Source organism: Burkholderia sp. A2, from assembly GCF_001729305.1.
GTDB classification, from domain to species: Bacteria; Pseudomonadota; Gammaproteobacteria; order Burkholderiales; family Burkholderiaceae; genus Burkholderia; species Burkholderia sola.
Genome location: NZ_LZXX01000083.1, coordinates 118,216 through 136,540, shown reverse-complemented (window position 1 = coordinate 136,540; position 18,325 = coordinate 118,216). Strand labels below are relative to the sequence as shown.

Below are 18,325 nucleotides of genomic sequence, written 5' to 3'. Positions count from 1 at the left end.
GGTAGCTCCTGGTTTCGCGGCCCGATGCCGCATGACGTCAGCGTAGGCGGCCCCGGCCGCAGCGCGGCCGACGCACGGATGAAACATGTTTCACAGGCGCGCGCCGCGACGCAGGATGAAGCTATTTTCATCTGGCGCTGCGCGGCGATCGCGGCGCTTACGATAGCGACGGGCGCATCGTGCGCGCCCGTCTTGACGTTCATTGCGAGGGCAACCATGCGAGTACTGACGGTCGAGGACGATGCGGTCACCGCGAACGAAATCGTCGGCGAGCTGACCGCACGCGGCTTCGAGGTCGACTGGATCGACAACGGCCGCGAAGGGATGATGCGTGCGATGAGCGCATCGTACGACGCGATCACGCTCGACCGGATGCTGCCGGGGGCGGACGGTCTCGCGATCGTGACCGCGATGCGCACGGTCGGCATCGATACGCCGGTGCTGATGCTGAGCGCGCTCGGCGACGTCGACGAGCGCATTCGCGGTCTGCGTGCGGGCGGCGACGATTACCTGACGAAGCCATTCGATTCCGGCGAACTGAGCGCGCGCATCGAAGTGCTGCTGCGCCGCCGGCAGGCATCGGGCGTGCCGCAGCAGACGCTGCTGAAGGTCGGCGCGCTCGAGCTCGACCTCATTTCGCGCTGCGCGCGCCGCGGCGCCGACGAGATTCCGCTGCTGCCGACCGAGTTCCGCGTGCTCGAGTTCATGATGCGCAACGCGGGACAGACGATCACGCGCACGATGCTGTTCGAGGCCGTGTGGGGCTATCACTTCGATCCCGGTACCAACCTGATCGACGTTCACATGGGGCGGCTGCGCAAGAAGATCGATCCGCCCGGCGCGAACCCGATGATCCAGACGGTGCGCGGATCGGGCTACATGCTCGCTTGACGGAGGCACGGATGGACGCAGCCCGCGCGGCGAATTTCACGCGCCGCTGGCATACGACGACGTTTCGCTGGCTGTGCGCGTACGCGGCGATCTTCTCGGTGTCGCTGCTGCTGCTCGCGGGCGTGATCAGCGTGGCCGCGACGCACACGATGACACACGACACCGACGAGGTGCTCGCGTGGCAACTGATCTATTTCGATTCGATTCCCGATGCCGAGCTGCCGCTCGCGATCCATCGGCGGCTTGAGCACGAGCACATGCATACGAATTTCTACGGGCTGTTCGACTCGAGCGGGCGCCGCGTGGCCGGCGACATCGCGACGCCGCCCGGGCTGTGCACCGATCGCCACGGCCGGACGCTGAACCGCACGCTCGCGCCGCTCGACGGCCAATCGTCGCCGATCACGCGCGCGATGGCGGTGCGCCGCGACAACGGGATGACGCTGGTCGTCGCGCGCGACCTGTCGCATTTCATCCAGATCCGCGACGTCGCGATTCGCGGGCTCGTGATCGGCGGCGTGACGATCCTGATCGCGGGCGTCGCGGGCGGCAGCATGCTCGGCATGCGGCAGATGCGCCGCGTCGCCGAGATCCGGCGCGTCACGCGGCAGATCGCCGAGGGCGATCTCGGCAAGCGGCTGCCGGTCGGCGGCTATGACGAACTCGATCTGCTCGCGCATCTCGTGAACCACATGCTCGACGAAGTCGAGCGGCTGATGGGCGAGGTGCGCCATACCTGCGACGGGATCGCGCACGACCTGCGCACGCCGCTCGCACGCGTGCATACGATGCTGGCGCGGCTCGCCGACCAGCCGTTCTGCGCACACGATCCCGCGTCGGCGACGCTGCTGGCGTCGGCGCGCGACGAAACCGACCGGCTGCTCGAACGTTTTCGCGCGATGCTGCGCATCTCCGAGATCGGCACGCTGAGCCGGCGTGGCGGTTTTGCCGAGGTCGACGTCGCGGCCTTGCTGCGCGACGTGTGCGAGCTTTACGAGCCGCTGGCCGAGGCGGTCGACGTGTCGTTCGAGCTCGATGCGGCCGCGGTCGACGGCATCCATGGCGACCGTGCGTTGCTGTTCGAGGCGTTCAGCAATCTCGCGGACAACGCGATCAAGTTCACGCCGCCCGGCGGCCGCGTGCGCGTCGTGCTCCAGACGACGTCGCACGGGCCGCTCGTCCGGTTCGAGGACACCGGGCCCGGCATCCCGCCCGGCGAGCGCAACGCGGTGCTCGAACGCTTCTATCGTGGCGAGCGCACGCGCCACGTGAACGGCTCGGGGCTGGGGTTGAGCATCGTGTCGGCGGTGATGCGCGTGCACGGTTTCGCGCTGCGGATCGGCGGTGCGCAGCCGGCCGGTGCGGCGATCACGGTCGAATGCTGGCCGCGTTCGCTCGCGTGACGGAGGAGGCCGATCGATGCGCATCCTGCTGATTGCGCCGCCGACGCCGGACGCGTCGCGGCTCGACAAGGCGTTCCGGGAAAGCATGCACGGCGTCGAGCGCGTCGACGAATGGCGCGACGGTTGTTTCGCGGCGACGCAGGATCGGTTCGACGCAATCGTGATCGTCGCGACCGATGGCGCTTCCGCGCCGGCGCTTCTCGACGGATTGCCGCCGCTCGCCGCGTCGGCGGGCAGCGCGGCGATTGCCGCGATCGTTGCCGGCACCACGTCCGCCCAGCGCGCGCAGATGCTGAACGCGGGCTGCGACGTGTGCCTGGCCCATCCGTGCTCGTTCGTCGAATTGCACGAGCGGCTGCACGCGCTGTGGCGCCGCGCGGGCGTCATCGCGACGCGTGAATCGATCCGGCTCGACACGGCGACGCGCGCCCTCGACGAGCGTGGCCGGCGGCTCGCGCTCAGCGCGCGGGAATTTCGCGTGGTCGAATGCCTGCTGCGCGAAGCCGGGCGGCCGGTCGGGCGCGACGCCGTGCTCCGTTATGCGTGGGGCGATGCGGACATCGAGCCTGAAACGGTCAATGCGCTCGTCGTACGGTTGCGGCGCAAGCTGGCCGCGCATGCGTTTTCCGCGCGGATCGAAACGGTGGCGCGATTCGGCTTCCGGTTCGACACGGGCGCGGCGCCGCTTGACGCGGGCCGCGGCGCAGGTTGAAAGGCGTTTCGGGAAAGGCTGGCGCCGGGCGCCGATTGTTACAAGACGTTAGCGCGGGCTTCCCGTTGCGATGCCGCGCATCAGTTCTTACAAACTTGAAATATGCGGGGAGGGCGCTTGCCGCTATAGTCGAATCACACATGACACAACCAGAAGAGGAATCCATGAAGACTTTGCGTGTTGCCTCGCTCATGACCGGTATGACGGCCTTGCTCGTGTCGGGCGCAGCAATGGCGGGAGTCAATGTCGGGATCAACGTCGGCGTGCCGGCACCGGTCTACGTCGCGCCCGCGCCCGTGTATGCGCCGCCGCCTCCGCCGGTCGTCTACCAGCCGGCGCCCGTCTACGCACCGGCGCCCGTCTACGCACCGGCGCCCGTGTACGGGCCGGCGCCGGCGATCGTGATCGGCTGGCACGGCGACCGCTACTGGGACGGCCGCCGCTACTGGGGCCGCGACGAGTGGTATCGCCACCATGGTCGCGGCTGGGGCGGCGATCGCGGTCACTGGGATCACGGCCGCCACAACGGCTGGCGCTGATCGACCGGTCGCGCGTGCGTGCCGCGCGCGCGACAACGGCTCGTGAGGAAACCGCCCGCGTGGCGGTTTTCTTTTGGCCCGACGGATTGAATGGGTAGAATCGCTCCACGTTACTACCCTCATTCGACGACAGGGCCTCTATGACGAAGGGTTCGCCCCGGGCCGCCGCCGCGCGCGCCTGCCTCGGCGCGCTGCGGGCCGCCGGCCGCGTGGCCGCGGTGCTGGCGCTGGCCGCGCCGGCCGCGCACGCGGCCTATGCGATTGCACAGTACGGCGAGCCGAAGTATCCGCCGGGCTTCAAGCATTTCGACTACGTGAATCCCGACGCGCCGAAGGGCGGCACGCTCGTGCTCGCGAACCCGAGCCGGCTGACGTCGTTCGACAAGTTCAATCCGTTCACGATGCGCGGCAACACCGCGCCCGGCATCGACATGCTGTTCGAGAGCCTCGCGACCGGCAGCTCCGACGAACCGGCGTCCGCCTACGGGCTGCTGGCCGACGACATCGACGTCGCGCTGGATCGCCGTTCGGTCACGTTCCACCTGAATCCGCGCGCGCGTTTCTCGAACGGCGATCGCGTCACGGCGGACGACGTCAAGTTTTCGTTCGACACGTTGAAGAGCAAACGGGCCGCACCGCAGTTCGGCGCGTACTTCGCCGAAATTACGAAGGCCGTGGTGGTCGATCCCGCGACCGTGCGCTTCGAATTCCACAGCGCGAACCGCGAGTTGCCGCTGATCGCCGGCGGCGTGCCGGTGTTCTCGCGCAAGTGGGGATTGCGCGCGGACGGCTCGCGCATCCCGTTCGACCAACTCGCGTTCGAGCAGCCGATCGGCAGCGGCCCGTACGTGATCGACCATTACGACAACGGCCGCACGATCACCTACCGGCGCAACCCCGCGTACTGGGGCGCCGACCTGCCGGTGCGAGTCGGCACCAACAACTTCGAGCGGATCGTCTACAAGCTGTACGGCGACGGCGTCGCGCGGCTCGAGGCGTTCAAGGCTGGCGAATACGACGTGCTCGTCGAGTACGTCGCGCGCAACTGGGCGCGACGCGACGTCGGCAAGCGTTTCGACAGCGGCGAACTGGTCAAGCGCGAATTCCGCCAGCATAACGGCGCCGGCATGCAGGGCTTCTTCATGAACCTGCGCCGGCCGCTGTTTCGCGACGTGCGCGTGCGTCAGGCGCTCGACCTCGCGTTCGACTTCGAATGGCTGAACCGTCAGCTGTTCTACAGCGCCTACACGCGCCTCAACAGTTATTTCGCCGACACCGACCTGCAGGCGACCGGTGCGCCGGGCGAGGGCGAGCTGAAGCTGCTGGAGCCGCTGCGTGCGCAACTCGATCCGGCGGTGTTCGGCCCGATGGTCACGCAGCCGAACACGAATCCGCCGGGCTCGCTGCGCGCGAACCTGCTGAAGGCGCGCGCGCTGCTCGCACAGGCCGGCTGGACCTATCGCGACGGCGCGCTGCGCAATGCGAAGGGCGAGCCGTTCGCTTTCGAGATCCTCGACGATGCGGGTGGCGCGATGGAAGGCGTCGTGACCGCGTACCAGCGCAACCTCGCGAAGCTGGGCATCGACGTGCGGTTTCGCACGGCCGATTACGCGCTGCTGCAAAAGCGCCTCGATGCGTTCGACTACGACATGACGACGATCCGCCTGCCGGGCGTGCAGGTGCCGGGCGCCGAGCAATACTCGCGTTACGCGAGCAAGTTCGCCGACGAGCCGGGCTCCGACAATCTCATCGGGCTGAAATCGCCGGCCGTCGACGCGTTGCTGCACGCGCTGGGCACCGCGCAGACGCGCGAGGAATTGCTCGACGCGACGCACGCGCTCGACCGCGTGCTGATGCACGGCTACTACGCGGTTCCGCAGTGGTACAGCACGACGCACCGCGTCGCGTACAAGCGCACGCTCGCTTATCCCCAGACGCTGCCGCTGTACTATTCGGCCGAGGGCTGGATCGTGTCGACCTGGTGGGCGAAGCCCGATCACTGAGCCGCGCCGGCCCTTCATCCAACCCGCCACCGATCACGAGTCGACGCCCTATGTGGAGCTACATCCTCAAACGCCTGCTGTTGATGATCCCGACGCTCGTCGGCGTGCTGACGCTCACGTTCGCGGTGATCCAGTTCGTGCCGGGCGGCCCGGTCGAGCAGGCCGTGCAGGAATTGCGCAAGGGCGCGACCGAGCAGGGCGCGACGCCGTTCGGAATGCGCGCGCACACCGGCGTCGACGCGCAGCAGCTCGCGCAGCTCAAGGCGCTGTACGGGTTCGACAAGCCGCCGCTTGAACGCTACTGGCTGATGCTGAAGCGCTTCGCGCGCTTCGATCTCGGCGAAAGCTACTTTCGCCATCAAAGCGTCTGGTCGCTGGTCGTGCAGAAGCTGCCCGTGTCGATCAGCATCGGGCTGTGGACGTTCTTCCTCACGTACCTGATCTCGGTGCCGCTCGGCATCGCGAAGGCCGTGCGCAACGGTTCGCCGTTCGACGTCGCGACGAGCCTCGTCGTGCTGGTCGGCTATGCGATTCCGGGTTTCGTGCTCGGCGTGCTGCTGCTCGTGCTGTTCGGCGGCGGCTCGTTCTGGCAGCTCTTTCCGCTGCGCGGCCTCACGTCGGACAACTTCGCGCAGCTGTCGCTCGTCGGCAAGGTGCTCGACTATTTGTGGCACATCGCGCTGCCGATCACCGCGTCGGTCGTCGGCAGCTTCGCGGTCGTCACGATGCTCACGAAGAACGCGTTCCTCGACCAGATCCGCCGGCAATACGTGCTCACCGCGCGCGCGAAGGGGCTCTCCGAGCGCAGCGTGCTGTGGAAGCACGTGTTCCGCAATGCGATGCTGCCGCTGATCGTCGGCTTTCCGGCCGCGTTCATCGGCGCGTTCTTCACCGGCAGCCTGCTGATCGAGACGCTGTTCTCGCTCGACGGCCTCGGGCTGCTGTCGTACGAGTCGGTCGTGCGGCGCGATTACCCGGTCGTGCTCGGCACGCTGTACCTGTTCACGCTGATCGGGCTCGCGACCAAGCTGATTTCCGATCTTTGCTATGTGTGGGTCGATCCGCGCATTCAATTCGACAACCTGGAGCGCTGACATGAAACGAGCCATTCGCATGCCCGGCGCCAGCGGGCGAGGCGCGCGATGAACCGGGCCGTCGCATCCCCCCGTATCGACGCCGCGCGTGCGCGCGTGTCGCCGTCGCCGGCCCGCCGTGTGTGGCAGCGCTTCAGGCAGCAGCGCCTCGGCTACTGGAGCTTCGTGATCTTCGTCGTCGCCTTTGCCGCGAGCCTCGCGGCGCCGCTGTGGTCCAACGACAAGCCGCTCGTCGTGCGCTACGACGGGCAGACCTATTTCCCGATGTTCCATGCGTACCCGGAGACCACCTTCGGCGGCGATTTCCCGACGCCGGCCGACTATCTCGATCCGTATGTGCGCAAGCGGCTCGAGGCGCCCGGCAACTTCGTCGTCTATCCGCCGAACCGTTACTACTACGACACGCTGAACTACTTCTCGAACGTGCCGAACCCGGCGCCGCCGTCGCGGGAGAACTGGCTCGGCACCGATGCGCAGGGCCGCGACCTGCTTGCGCGGCTCGTGTACGGGTTCCGCATCTCGGTCGAGTTCGGGCTGATCCTGACCGTGATCGGCACGCTGCTCGGGATCGCCGCGGGCGCGGTGCAAGGCTTCTTCGGCGGACGCATCGACATCGTCGGGCAGCGGCTGATCGAGATCTGGAGCTCGCTGCCGGAGCTGTACCTGCTGATCATCTTCGCGTCGATCTTCGAGCCGAGCTTCCTGCTGCTGATCGTGCTGCTGTCGCTGTTCGGCTGGATCGGGCTCGCCGACTACGTGCGCGCCGAGTTCCTGCGCAACCGCACGCAGGACTACGTGCGCGCGGCCCGCGCGATGGGGCTCACGAATTGGCAGATCATCTGGCGCCACGTGTTGCCGAACAGCCTCACGCCGGTGATCACGTTCCTGCCGTTCCGGATGAGCGGCTCGATCCTCGCGCTCACCAGCCTCGATTTCCTCGGGCTCGGCGTGCCACCGCCGACGCCGAGCCTCGGCGAGCTGCTCGCGCAGGGCAAGGGCAACCTCGACGCGTGGTGGATCTCGCTGTCGACGTTCGGCGTGCTGGTCGCGACGCTGCTGCTGCTGACCTTCATGGGCGACGCGCTGCGCAACGCGCTCGACACGCGGATCGCCGATTCGGTGCGCGCGGCGGGAGGGCAGCGATGAGCGAGTCGACCGTATCGACGCAGCACGAGCCGCTGCTGTCGCTCGAGCATCTGCATGTGCGCTTCGGCGACACGGTCGCGGTGGACGACGTGACGCTCGCGATCGGGCGTGGCGAGCGGGTCGCGCTTGTCGGCGAATCGGGGTCGGGCAAGAGCGTGACCGCGCTGTCGATCCTGCGGCTGCTGCGCGATGCCGAAGTCACGGGCGCGATCCGTTTCGCCGGGCAGGACCTGACGGCCAAGAGCGAGCGCGAGATGCGCGGGCTGCGCGGCTCGGACATCGCGATGATCTTCCAGGAACCGATGACGGCGCTCAATCCGCTGTATACGATCGGCGTGCAGATCGGCGAGACGATCGTGCTGCACGACGGCGTATCGGCCGTGGAGGCGCGCAAGCGGGCGATTGCGTTGCTCGCGCGCACCGGCATCGCGGAGCCGGAGAAGCGCGTCGACAGCTACCCGCACCAGTTGTCGGGCGGCCAGCGGCAGCGCGCGATGATCGCGATGGCGCTCGCGTGCCGGCCGCGCCTGCTGCTCGCGGACGAGCCGACCACCGCGCTCGACGTGACGATCCGCGCGCAGATCGTCAACCTGCTGCTGGAGCTGCAGCGCGACGAGGCGGAAAAGCGCGGGATGGCGATCCTGCTGATCACGCACGACCTGAATCTCGTGCGGCACTTCGCGCAGCGGGTCGCGGTGATGGAGCATGGCCGGCTCGTCGAGAGCGGGCCTGTCGAGCGGATCTTCGCGGCGCCCGAGCATCCGTATACGCAGCGGCTGCTGAACAGCCGGCCGCAACGCGCGGTCACGCCGGTGATGCCGATCGCACCCGTCGTGCTCGACGCGCGCCACGTGAGCGTGCAGTTCGCGCGCAAGCGGCCGGGCTTCGCGGGCTGGTTCGGCACGGTGCCGGTGACGGCCGTGGCCGACGTGTCGGTGTCGGTGCGGCAGGGCGAAACGCTCGGCATCGTCGGCGAATCGGGATCGGGGAAGTCGACGCTCGCGATGGCGCTGCTCGGGCTGCAGAAGACGGCCGGCGGCGAGATCGAATTCCAGGGGCGCGCGCTGTCGACCTATCGCGGCCGCGAACAGACCACGCTGCGCTCGAACATGCAGGTGGTCTTTCAGGACCCATTCAGCTCGCTTTCGCCGCGTCACACGATCGAGCGGATCGTCGGCGAGGGGCTCGAGCTGCATCGCCCGGACATGACGCCCGACGCGCGCCGCGCGAAGTCGCTCGCGGTGCTGCGGGAAGTCGGCCTGGACCGCACGGTGCTACACCGCTATCCGCACGAATTCTCGGGCGGCCAGCGCCAGCGGATCGCGATCGCGCGCGCACTGGTGCTGGAGCCGCGCATCCTGATCCTCGACGAGCCGACGTCGGCGCTCGACGTGTCGATCCAGCAGCAGGTGCTGAAGCTGCTCGCGAATTTGCAACAGAAATACAACCTCGGCTACGTGTTCATCAGCCACGACCTGGAGGTGATCGGCGCGATGGCGCACCGCGTCGCGGTGATGCAGGACGGCGCCGTCGTCGAGTCGGGGGAGGTGTCCGACATCTTCACCAGACCGTCACATCCTTACACACAAAAGCTGTTGAAAGCAGTCTGGAAAGCGTGATAGGCGTCCAATGGTCTGACCATCTCGATTGTATTTATTAATTTGTTTTGACAAACGATTACGCGCTGGCTAGTATCGACCGAAATTTTCCGCCAATCAGCTGATTTTTAAGCATATTCCATCGACCAATGCAGCATCGATCCCTGACCCAGGCATGCGCGCGCACCATCGCCGGGCTGTTCATCGGCGCCCTGTTCGCAGCAGCACCCGGCGCGTTCGCCGACGAAGTCAGCAGTTTTAATCAGAATGTCAGCAATTCGACTCAGATCGGGTCGGGCTCATCCCTCCAGCAGACCAGCGCGCAGCCGTCGAGCGGCGGCGCGAAGTCGTTCCTCGCCGGCATGGCGGGCAAGGCGGGCGACGTGGTCGTCGGCGCGCTGAACATGATCGGCGTGCGGTATCGCTGGGGCGGCAACTCGCCGGATTCGGGACTCGACTGCAGCGGCTTCGTGCGCTACGTGTTCCAGGACACGCTCGGCATGTCGCTGCCGCGTCGCGCGGAAGAAATGAGCCGCGTCGGCGAGAAGGTGAGCATGAGCAACCTGAAGCCGGGCGATCTCGTGTTCTTCAACACGATGCGCCGCACGTTCTCGCACGTCGGCATCTACATCGGCGACAACAAGTTCGTGCATTCGCCGTCGACGGGCAGCACGGTCCGCGTCGACGATCTCGACAGCGGCTACTGGGAAAAGCGTTTCACCGGCGCGCGCCGGCTCGAATCGGAATTCCCGATGAAGCCCGAAGACCTGCGTCAGCGCGTGCGCGCGACGATCGGCGACGATTCGGCGAACGGCAACAACTGACGTTTGCCGGTCGCGCGGGCGGACGACAAACCCTGTCACCGAAAGGCGGCAGGGTTTTTTGCTTTGGCGCGGCGCCGACGGCGAGGCGGAAGTCGTTGCGTCGGCCACCGGCAGGCGGCGCGTGCCGCGGCCACGCCGCCCATCGCGGCCTACGCGGCCACGGCCACGCCGCGCGCCGCCGCGAGCTTGCGCTGCAGTTCCGGCATGATGCGCGCGACCGCTTCCTCGCCCGCGAGGATCGCCGCGTTGCGCTGGTTGAAGTCGCTGCCGCCCATCGCCGCGAGGTTCGGGCGAATCACGACGTCCGCGTACTTGTCCAGCTCGTAGGTCTTGATCGTCTGGCCCATGATCGTGAAGGTCTGCAGCAGCATCTCGATCGGGTTGTTGGTCGGCGCGCCGTCCGGCCGGGACGAGATGTCGACCGCGATCACGAAGCTCGCGCCCATCTTGCGCGCGTACGACGCCGGCACCGGGCTCACGAGGCCGCCGTCGACATATTCGCGATTGCCGATCTTCACCGGCTCGAACACCGACGGCACGCTGCACGACGCGCGTACCGCGAGCCCCGCGTTGCCTTGCTGGAACAGGATCGGCTGGCCGCTTTGCAGGTCCGTCGCAACGATGCCGAGCGGCTTCGCCATCTTCTCGATCGGCCGGTTGTTGAGCGTCTTGTTCAGAAAGTTCTGCAGCGCGACGCCTTGCAGCAGGCCGCGCGAGCGGAACGGCAGCGCCCAGTCGCTGATCGCCGCCTGGTCCATGTCGAGGGCGATCTTGTTGATCTGCAGCGCGTTCATGCCCGACGCGTAGAGCGCGCCGACCACCGAGCCCGCGCTCGTTCCGGCGACGATCTCGATCGGAATGCCGCGCGCCTCGAGCGCCTTCAGCACGCCGATGTGCGAGAAGCCGCGCGCGGCGCCGCCGCCGAGCGCGATGCCGATCTTGACGGGCTTCTCCGGCGGCAGGGCCGTGCCGGGGCGGGACTTGTCGCCGAAGGACGTACAGGCGGCGAGGCTGGCAGACGCGCACGCGATCGTGAAGTGGCGGCGCGACAGACGAGGGGACGACATCGATGGTTCTCCGGCGGCTTGGCGGCGGGTCACACGGCCCGCGGCTGCGAGGGTTTCCGAGGCCGCGCAGCGGGTTCCGTGCGGCCGGCGCCGCACCGGCTGGCGGCCGCGGCGCGCACATCATAAAGCAAGCGGCGCGCTTGGCGCGATGTCCGGCGCGAGTATAATTCCGGCTTCTTTCCCGTTCCGGGCGTCGCCGGCTCCGTTGCTGTCCGGGCTGCCGTCGTCCCGCGTCGAATCATTCATGCGCCCCAGGCGTTCGAGTTACCGTTTATGACCCGTCCTGTCCGTACCCGCTTCGCGCCGAGTCCCACCGGCTTCATCCACCTCGGCAACATCCGCTCCGCACTCTATCCGTGGGCGTTCGCCCGCAAGATGAAAGGCACGTTCGTGCTGCGCATCGAGGATACCGACGTCGAGCGCTCGTCGCAGGAAGCGGTCGATGCGATCCTCGAAGGGATGCAATGGCTCGGGCTGGATTTCGACGAAGGCCCGATCTACCAGATGCAGCGGATGGACCGTTATCGCGAAGTGCTCGCGCAGATGCTCGAGAAGGGCCTCGCGTACCCGTGCTACATGTCGGCCGAGGAACTCGACGCGCTGCGCGAACGTCAGCGCGAAGCCGGCCTGAAGCCGCGCTACGACGGCACGTGGCGTCCGGAGCCCGGCAAGGTGCTGCCGGAGCCGCCGGCCGGCGTGAAGCCGGTGCTGCGCTTTCGCAATCCGCTCACGGGCACGGTCGTGTGGGACGATGCGGTGAAGGGGCGTGTCGAGATCTCGAACGAGGAGCTCGACGACCTCGTGATCGCGCGCCCGGACGGCACGCCGATCTACAACTTCTGCGTGGTGGTGGACGACATGGACATGGGCATCACGCACGTGATCCGCGGCGACGACCACGTGAACAACACGCCGCGCCAGATCAACATCCTGAACGCACTCGGCGGCGAGCCGCCCGTCTATGCGCACCTGCCGACCGTGCTGAACGAGCAGGGCGAGAAGATGAGCAAGCGGCATGGCGCGATGAGCGTGATGGCGTACCGCGACGCAGGCTTCCTGCCGGAGGCCGTCGTCAACTATCTCGCGCGCCTCGGCTGGTCGCACGGCGATGCCGAAATCTTCTCGCGCGAACAGTTCGTCGAATGGTTCGACCTCGAGCATCTCGGCAAGTCGCCCGCGCAGTACGACCACAGCAAGCTGAGCTGGCTGAACGCGCACTACATCAAGGAAGCCGACAACGCGCGCCTTGCCGCACTCGCGAAGCCGTTCCTCGACGCGCTCGGCATCGACGACGCGGCGATCGCGACGGGCCCCGCGCTCGACGCGGTGGTCGGCCTGATGAAGGATCGTGCGACGACGGTCAAGGAGATCGCGGAAGGCGCGACGATGTTCTACCGTGTGCCGGCACCCGACGCCGATGCGCTCGCGCAACACGTGACCGATGCGGTGCGGCCGGCGCTGGCCGATCTCGTCGCCGCACTGAAGGCGGCCGACTGGACGAAGGAAGCGGTGTCCGCGGCGCTGAAGGCGACGCTCGCCGCGCACAAGCTGAAGATGCCGCAGCTCGCGATGCCGGTGCGGCTGCTGGTGGCGGGCACGACGCACACGCCGTCGATCGACGCGGTGCTCGTGCTGTTCGGTCGCGACGTCGTGGTGTCGCGCATCGAGGCCGCGCTGGCTTGACGTATAGGCGAGAGCGAAGCCGTCGTGCATGAGTGCGCGGCGGCTTCGCAAAAAATTTCGCGCGAATCGTAAAAAGGGTATTTACAAGTTCGGAATCGGTCCATATAATCTCATTTCTGTTCTGCAAGGGGGTATAGCTCAGCTGGGAGAGCGCTTGCATGGCATGCAAGAGGTCAGCGGTTCGATCCCGCTTACCTCCACCAACAGAACAAGCTGGATTGATTTGCGAAGCAGCGGTAGTAATAAATGCTTCACAAAATGATTCAAAGCAGTTAGAATTTCGGCCTTCGCTGTTGAGCAGAAGTAAATAGCGAAAGTTAGACAAATCTGAAAAGATTTTGTCCCCTTCGTCTAGAGGCCTAGGACATCACCCTTTCACGGTGAGTACAGGGGTTCGAATCCCCTAGGGGACGCCAGATTCAGCGGCGTTTCGTAGAAGTGTCGCAAGGCTTGCAGGAACGTAACCGACGTCCTGCGGGTTGGGTAAGAAAGCTGGAGCGGTAGTTCAGTCGGTTAGAATACCGGCCTGTCACGCCGGGGGTCGCGGGTTCGAGTCCCGTCCGCTCCGCCAGAACGAAGCCCGTTCAAGACGTTTTTGAGCGGGCTTTTGTATTAAAGATGTAAGCAGTACGTTGTCCCCTTCGTCTAGAGGCCTAGGACATCACCCTTTCACGGTGAGTACAGGGGTTCGAATCCCCTAGGGGACGCCAGATTCAGCGGCGTTTCATGGAAGTGTCGCAACGCGTGCAGGAACCTGACGAGATCCTGCGGGCGGTGGTGCAGAAAAGCTGGAGCGGTAGTTCAGTTGGTTAGAATACCGGCCTGTCACGCCGGGGGTCGCGGGTTCGAGCCCCGTCCGCTCCGCCAGAACGAAGCCCGTTCAAAAAGCGTTTTTGAACGGGCTTTCTCGTTAAGGATGTAAGCAGTACGTTGTCCCCTTCGTCTAGAGGCCTAGGACATCACCCTTTCACGGTGAGTACAGGGGTTCGAATCCCCTAGGGGACGCCAGATTTCGGCGTCGTTCGAACAAACGGCGCGCCGGCAGGAAGTAACCGACGCCTGCCAGGCAAGCAGCAAGACTGGAGCGGTAGTTCAGTCGGTTAGAATACCGGCCTGTCACGCCGGGGGTCGCGGGTTCGAGTCCCGTCCGCTCCGCCAAACAAACAACAATGCCCGCCTAGTGCGGGCATTGTTGTTTGTGCGTTCGGTCGTTGTGCCCGCTTGCGGGCACGTGGCCGCGGAGCGGAGGAAGCCGCCCGTGCGGCTTCCGGCGGGACTCGAAGGGCTGCGCTTGCAAGCGCAGCCGCGGCCTGCGCGATGTAGGCGCGTCCCGTCCGCTCCGCCAGAAAATGAAGAAGCCCGCCTCGTGCGGGCTTTTTCATTTGCATCGTCCGTTGTGGCTTTCGCTGACGCCCCATACCGCGTACCGAACCGCGCGCCGCGCCCCTACGAGAAATTCGCGATTGCATCCGCACGCGACTGCGCTATCGTGGCGGGATGCGTTTCTGACTTCTGCGCGATGCTCGATCCGACCGACCTGCGACTGCTGTATCAGCTCCGGCCCGCGGAGCCCGGCGATTTTCCGTATGCCGAAGCGTTGACGCACGGCAACATGGGCGGCTACTACAAGCGCCATGGGCTCGTGTGGCGCAGCGACCTGTTCTATGCGAGCTGGCGCGAATCCGAAAACTTCATCCTCGAAGCCGACGGCGAGCGCATCGGCGTGCTGCGCGTGACCGAGGAGGGCGATTCGCTGCACATTCGCGACGTGCAGATCGCGGCCGGCCATCGTGGGCAGGGCGCCGGGACCTACATGCTCGAGATGTCGCATCGCTGGGCACGTGCGCGCGGGCTGCACGAACTGCAGTTGCGCGTGTTCGTCGACAATCCTGCCGCGCATCTGTACCTGCGCATGGGCTACCGGGTCACCGGGCCGCGGCTTGCGCAACTCGGCTCGATCCGCCACATGGTGCGGCCGGTCTGATGATCTGACGGTCCGTCGCGGCGGAACGAGCGATCAGCGGGCCGCGTCGATCGCGCCGTCGTCGTCCGGCGTGTCGTTTTCCGCGACGTCGCCTTCCGGGCCTCGATGCTCGTAGCCGCGCAGCATGAACGCGCGCGGGCTTTCGCCGAATGCGCGGCGGAACATGGCCGAGAACGCGCTCTGGCTCTGGTAGCCGAGTTCGCGCGCAATGTGCGACAGCGGGCGCCCTTGGTTCAGCAGCGGGATCGCCCGCGCGAGCAGCGCCTGCTGGCGCCACTGCGAAAAGCTCACGCCCAGTTCCTGCTTGAAGAGCCGGGAGATCGTGCGCGTGCTCGCGCCGACCTCGCTCGCCCAGTGCTCGAGCGACTCCGCATGCGCGGGCTGCGCGAGTACCGATTCGCACAGCAGGCGCAGGCGTTTTTCGTCCGGCATTGGCACCGCGAGCGGCAACGGTTCGGCATGACTCAGCTCATCGAGCACGAGCCCGCACAGCAGGCGCTCGCGCGAGGCGCTCAGGTCGCGCGCGTCGAGGGCGACGATCAGCTCGCGCAGCAGCCCCGTCACCTCGACGACGCGGCATGCATCGAGCCCGCCCGGCACGATCGACTCGTCGATATACAGCGTGCGCAAGTAGGCCTCTTCGACGATCACGACTTCGTGCGACACGTGCGGCGGCACCCAGATCGCGCGGGACGGCGGCACCATCCACGTCGTGCCGGTCGTCGCGACGCGCAGCACGCCGCGCGACGCATACGCGAGCTGCGCCCACGCATGCGTGTGCAGCGGAATGCGGCGGCCGGCATCGACCTGCCGTGCGCGCACGCGCATCGGATGGACGGCGGTCGGCGCGAATTCCGGCGGGATGTCGATGACGTCGTACGGGTTCGATACGTCGGCTGAGGCGGGCGGATTCATGAACGGTTCGGGCGGCGCGGCGGCGATGCCGTTATTTTAGAAGGCGCGGCGCGTGCGCATGCGGTGGTTTTTCGGGCCATCATGCCGGGTTCAAATGAACTTTGTGTGGGCGCCGGCGAACCTGGGGTGGCTGCCCGCAGCCGGTCGCCCGCAGCCGGTCGCGCCGACGGTTCGAACCATCGGGCCGGTATCGCGGTCTACCGATGCGTGCGCCACGTCGCGCCCATCGCGCACCGGTCGCACGCCAACACGGCAACACATGAATCGAAGAGGAGAACCACGATGCGCCACGTATTCGTCTATGGCACCTTGAGAGCCGGACAGGCCAACGACATCGGCCATGCGGCCGCCCGCCACGGCATCGCCGCCCCGACGCTGCTGGGTGCAGCCGCGCTGCCGGGCGAACTGGTCGATTTCGGCGCGTATCCGGGCATGATCGCCGGGACGGCCGGCAAGTCGCTGGTCTGGGGCGACGTCTACGAGGTCGACGAGCAACTCGTCCCGGTGCTCGACGAGATCGAGCGCGTCTATCCGGGCGTCGACTCGCTGTTCAAACCGGAAGAGGTGACCGTCGAACTCGGCGGTCGGCAGTACGTGTGCCTGTATTATCCGGTGGCCGCGCATGCGGCGGCCGGGCGCCCGCGCATCGCGTCCGGCGACTGGGTTCAGCACCGGCGCGAGCAGGAAGCCGCCTGAGCGGGCCGGCGGGCGGCGGCTCGATACGCCGCAAAAGAGAAAGCGCCCCGCGGGGCGCTTTTTTCATGCCGGTGACGCGTCATCGCATGCGACCGGCGGCGCGGCGTGGCCGTCCGGCGATCGCATCGGACAGCGTCGTCAGATTTCCTCGTACAGCGGCAGCGTCAGGAATTCGGTGAAGCCTTCCGACGTCGACATCTGCTCGAAGATCGCCGCCGCGCGTTCGTACGGCTGCGTGTTGCCGCCGACCGAGCGCTTCACGTTGTCGAGCTCGATCTTCGCGAATTCGCGCACGAGATCGGCCGTGACCTTGCGGCCGTCGTCGAGCACTCCCTTCGGCGAGCGGATCCATTGCCACACCTGCGAGCGGGAGATCTCGGCCGTCGCCGCGTCTTCCATCAGGTTGTGGATCGGCACGCAGCCGTTGCCGTCGAGCCAAGCGCCGAGGTAGTGGATCCCGACGTTGATGTTGTTGCGCAGCCCGGCTTCGGTGATCGGCGCTTCCGGCTGGAAGTCGAGCAGGTTCTTGCCTTCGACCTGCACGTCGTCGCGCTGCTTCCCGATCTGGTTCGGCTGGTCACCGAGCACCTTGACGAATTCCTCCATCGCGATCGGCACGAGGCCCGGGTGCGCGACCCAGCCGCCGTCGTAGCCGTCGGTCGCGTCGCGCTGCTTGTCCGAGCGCACGCCGCCCATCGCCTTGTCGTTCGCTTCCGGATCGTTCTTGATCGGAATCAGCGCGCTCATCCCGCCGATCGCCGGCGCGTTGCGCTTGTGGCAGGTCTTCAGCAGCAGCAGCGCGTACGCGCGCATGAACGGCACGGTCATCGTGATCTTGGAACGGTCGGCCAGGCAGAAGTCGCGGTCGTTCTTGAACTTCTTGATCGCCGAGAAGATGTAGTCCCAGCGGCCGGCGTTCAGGCCCGAGCTGTGTTCGCGCAGTTCGTACAGGATCTCGTCCATCTCGAACGCGGCGAGGATCGTCTCGATCAGCACCGTTGCGCGGATCGTGCCGCGCGGCACGCCGACCGCTTCCTGGGCCGCGACGAAGATGTCGTTCCACAGGCGCGCCTCGAGATGACTTTCCATCTTCGGCAGGTAGAAGTACGGGCCCGAGCCGCGCGCGATCAGTTCCTTCGCGTTGTGGAACAGGAACAGCGCGAAATCGAAGATGCCGCCGGACACGCGCTGGCCGTCGACCGTCACGTGCTTCTCGTCGAGGTGCCAGCCGCGCGGACGCACGATCAGCGTCGCGACCTTGTCGTTCAGCCGGTACGACTTGCCGTTCTGCTCGAGCGAGATCGTGCGGCGCACGGCATCCTTCAGGTTGATCTGGCCGTCGATCTGGTTCGTCCAGCTCGGCGCGTTCGAATCCTCGAAATCCGTCATGTACGAATCGGCGCCCGAGTTCAGCGCGTTGATGATCATCTTGCGCTCGACCGGGCCCGTGATCTCGACGCGGCGGCATTGCAGGTCGGCCGGCAGCGGCGCGACCTTCCAGTCGCCTTCGCGGATCGCCTTCGTCTCGGCCAGGAAATCGGGGCGCTCGCCCGCGTCGAGGCGTTTCGTGCGCTCGACGCGCGCCTGCAGCAGCGTCTGGCGGCGCGATTCGAACGTGCGATGCAGCGACGCAACGAGTTCCAGCGCGTCGGGCGTCAGGATCGCTTCGTAACCCGGCTTGATTTCGCCGGTGATCGTCATGCCTTGCGGCAGCGTGATCGGGGTGCTCATGAGTCTCATCTCCTTGGTCGGTCAGTTGCGGTTTCGGTG

Annotated in this window: 15 protein-coding genes and 7 tRNA genes; 19 read left to right on the top strand and 3 right to left on the bottom strand. The window is 66.7% G+C overall.

Annotated features, from left to right (window positions below):
• Nucleotides 1-216: 216 nt before the first annotated feature.
• The 9 genes from A9Z05_RS08515 (at nt 217) to A9Z05_RS08475 (ending at nt 10,210) form a co-directional block, all read left to right on the top strand.
• On the top strand, nt 217-891 hold the full coding sequence (locus tag A9Z05_RS08515) for a response regulator transcription factor (protein ID WP_050013034.1): 675 nt from the start codon (nt 217-219) through the stop codon (nt 889-891).
• An 11-nt stretch (nt 892-902) separates the two neighbouring features.
• The gene (locus A9Z05_RS08510) at nt 903-2,294 is read left to right on the top strand and encodes a HAMP domain-containing sensor histidine kinase (RefSeq protein ID WP_069617705.1); all 1,392 of its coding nucleotides are present in this window, start codon (nt 903-905) and stop codon (nt 2,292-2,294) included.
• A gap of 16 nt (nt 2,295-2,310) precedes the next feature.
• Nucleotides 2,311-3,006: a response regulator transcription factor gene (locus A9Z05_RS08505; RefSeq protein WP_069617704.1), complete on the top strand. Its 696-nt coding sequence runs from the start codon at nt 2,311-2,313 to the stop codon at nt 3,004-3,006.
• A 164-nt stretch (nt 3,007-3,170) separates the two neighbouring features.
• Nucleotides 3,171-3,545 carry a hypothetical protein gene (locus A9Z05_RS08500; protein ID WP_069617703.1) on the top strand — a complete coding sequence of 125 codons (375 nt, stop codon included), beginning with the start codon at nt 3,171-3,173 and terminating at the stop codon, nt 3,543-3,545.
• A gap of 140 nt (nt 3,546-3,685) precedes the next feature.
• A complete protein-coding gene (locus A9Z05_RS08495) occupies nt 3,686-5,548 on the top strand; it encodes an extracellular solute-binding protein (protein ID WP_069617702.1) in 1,863 nt (620 codons plus the stop codon).
• Between the two features lie 50 nt (nt 5,549-5,598).
• Nucleotides 5,599-6,642 carry a microcin C ABC transporter permease YejB gene (locus tag A9Z05_RS08490; RefSeq protein WP_069617701.1) on the top strand — a complete coding sequence of 348 codons (1,044 nt, stop codon included), beginning with the start codon at nt 5,599-5,601 and terminating at the stop codon, nt 6,640-6,642.
• A 48-nt stretch (nt 6,643-6,690) separates the two neighbouring features.
• Nucleotides 6,691-7,788 (top strand): ABC transporter permease, encoded by a 1,098-nt coding sequence (locus A9Z05_RS08485; protein ID WP_050012940.1) that lies wholly within the window; start codon nt 6,691-6,693, stop codon nt 7,786-7,788.
• Complete coding sequence (locus tag A9Z05_RS08480; RefSeq protein WP_069617700.1) at nt 7,785-9,407, top strand: ABC transporter ATP-binding protein; 1,623 nt, start codon at nt 7,785-7,787, stop codon at nt 9,405-9,407. Before A9Z05_RS08485 ends, A9Z05_RS08480 begins: the two co-directional genes overlap by 4 nt.
• Before the next feature lie 128 nt (nt 9,408-9,535).
• Nucleotides 9,536-10,210, top strand: coding sequence for a C40 family peptidase (locus tag A9Z05_RS08475; protein WP_069617699.1), 675 nt, complete (start codon nt 9,536-9,538; stop codon nt 10,208-10,210).
• Between the two features lie 149 nt (nt 10,211-10,359).
• Here A9Z05_RS08475 and A9Z05_RS08470 read toward each other — a convergent pair whose 3' ends face one another.
• Nucleotides 10,360-11,277, bottom strand: coding sequence for a patatin-like phospholipase family protein (locus A9Z05_RS08470; RefSeq protein WP_069617698.1), 918 nt, complete (start codon nt 11,275-11,277; stop codon nt 10,360-10,362).
• A gap of 273 nt (nt 11,278-11,550) precedes the next feature.
• Here A9Z05_RS08470 and gltX point away from each other — a divergent pair, with 273 nt between their 5' ends.
• The 9 genes from gltX to A9Z05_RS08425 all read left to right on the top strand — a co-directional run bounded on the left by gltX (nt 11,551) and on the right by A9Z05_RS08425 (nt 14,944).
• The gene (gene gltX, locus A9Z05_RS08465) at nt 11,551-12,960 is read left to right on the top strand and encodes a glutamate--tRNA ligase (RefSeq protein WP_069617697.1); all 1,410 of its coding nucleotides are present in this window, start codon (nt 11,551-11,553) and stop codon (nt 12,958-12,960) included.
• 127 nt (nt 12,961-13,087) lie between these two features.
• Nucleotides 13,088-13,163 (top strand) — tRNA-Ala (locus A9Z05_RS08460).
• 137 nt (nt 13,164-13,300) lie between these two features.
• Nucleotides 13,301-13,376: transfer RNA gene (locus tag A9Z05_RS08455), tRNA-Glu, on the top strand.
• Nucleotides 13,377-13,454: 78 nt separating this feature from the next.
• Nucleotides 13,455-13,531, top strand: a tRNA-Asp gene (locus A9Z05_RS08450).
• A gap of 63 nt (nt 13,532-13,594) precedes the next feature.
• A tRNA-Glu gene (locus A9Z05_RS08445) sits at nt 13,595-13,670 on the top strand.
• 80 nt (nt 13,671-13,750) lie between these two features.
• Nucleotides 13,751-13,827 (top strand) — tRNA-Asp (locus A9Z05_RS08440).
• 65 nt (nt 13,828-13,892) lie between these two features.
• Nucleotides 13,893-13,968 (top strand) — tRNA-Glu (locus tag A9Z05_RS08435).
• A gap of 73 nt (nt 13,969-14,041) precedes the next feature.
• Nucleotides 14,042-14,118, top strand: a tRNA-Asp gene (locus A9Z05_RS08430).
• 361 nt (nt 14,119-14,479) lie between these two features.
• On the top strand, nt 14,480-14,944 hold the full coding sequence (locus tag A9Z05_RS08425; RefSeq protein ID WP_069617696.1) for a GNAT family N-acetyltransferase: 465 nt from the start codon (nt 14,480-14,482) through the stop codon (nt 14,942-14,944).
• Between the two features lie 33 nt (nt 14,945-14,977).
• Here A9Z05_RS08425 and A9Z05_RS08420 read toward each other — a convergent pair whose 3' ends face one another.
• Nucleotides 14,978-15,859: a helix-turn-helix domain-containing protein gene (locus tag A9Z05_RS08420; protein WP_069617695.1), complete on the bottom strand. Its 882-nt coding sequence runs from the start codon at nt 15,857-15,859 to the stop codon at nt 14,978-14,980.
• Between the two features lie 282 nt (nt 15,860-16,141).
• Between A9Z05_RS08420 and A9Z05_RS08415 the strand changes: the two genes are divergently transcribed.
• Nucleotides 16,142-16,555 carry a gamma-glutamylcyclotransferase gene (locus tag A9Z05_RS08415; protein WP_069617694.1) on the top strand — a complete coding sequence of 138 codons (414 nt, stop codon included), beginning with the start codon at nt 16,142-16,144 and terminating at the stop codon, nt 16,553-16,555.
• A gap of 138 nt (nt 16,556-16,693) precedes the next feature.
• Here A9Z05_RS08415 and aceB read toward each other — a convergent pair whose 3' ends face one another.
• Nucleotides 16,694-18,286, bottom strand: coding sequence for a malate synthase A (gene aceB / locus A9Z05_RS08410; RefSeq protein WP_069617693.1), 1,593 nt, complete (start codon nt 18,284-18,286; stop codon nt 16,694-16,696).
• Nucleotides 18,287-18,325: the final 39 nt, after the last annotated feature.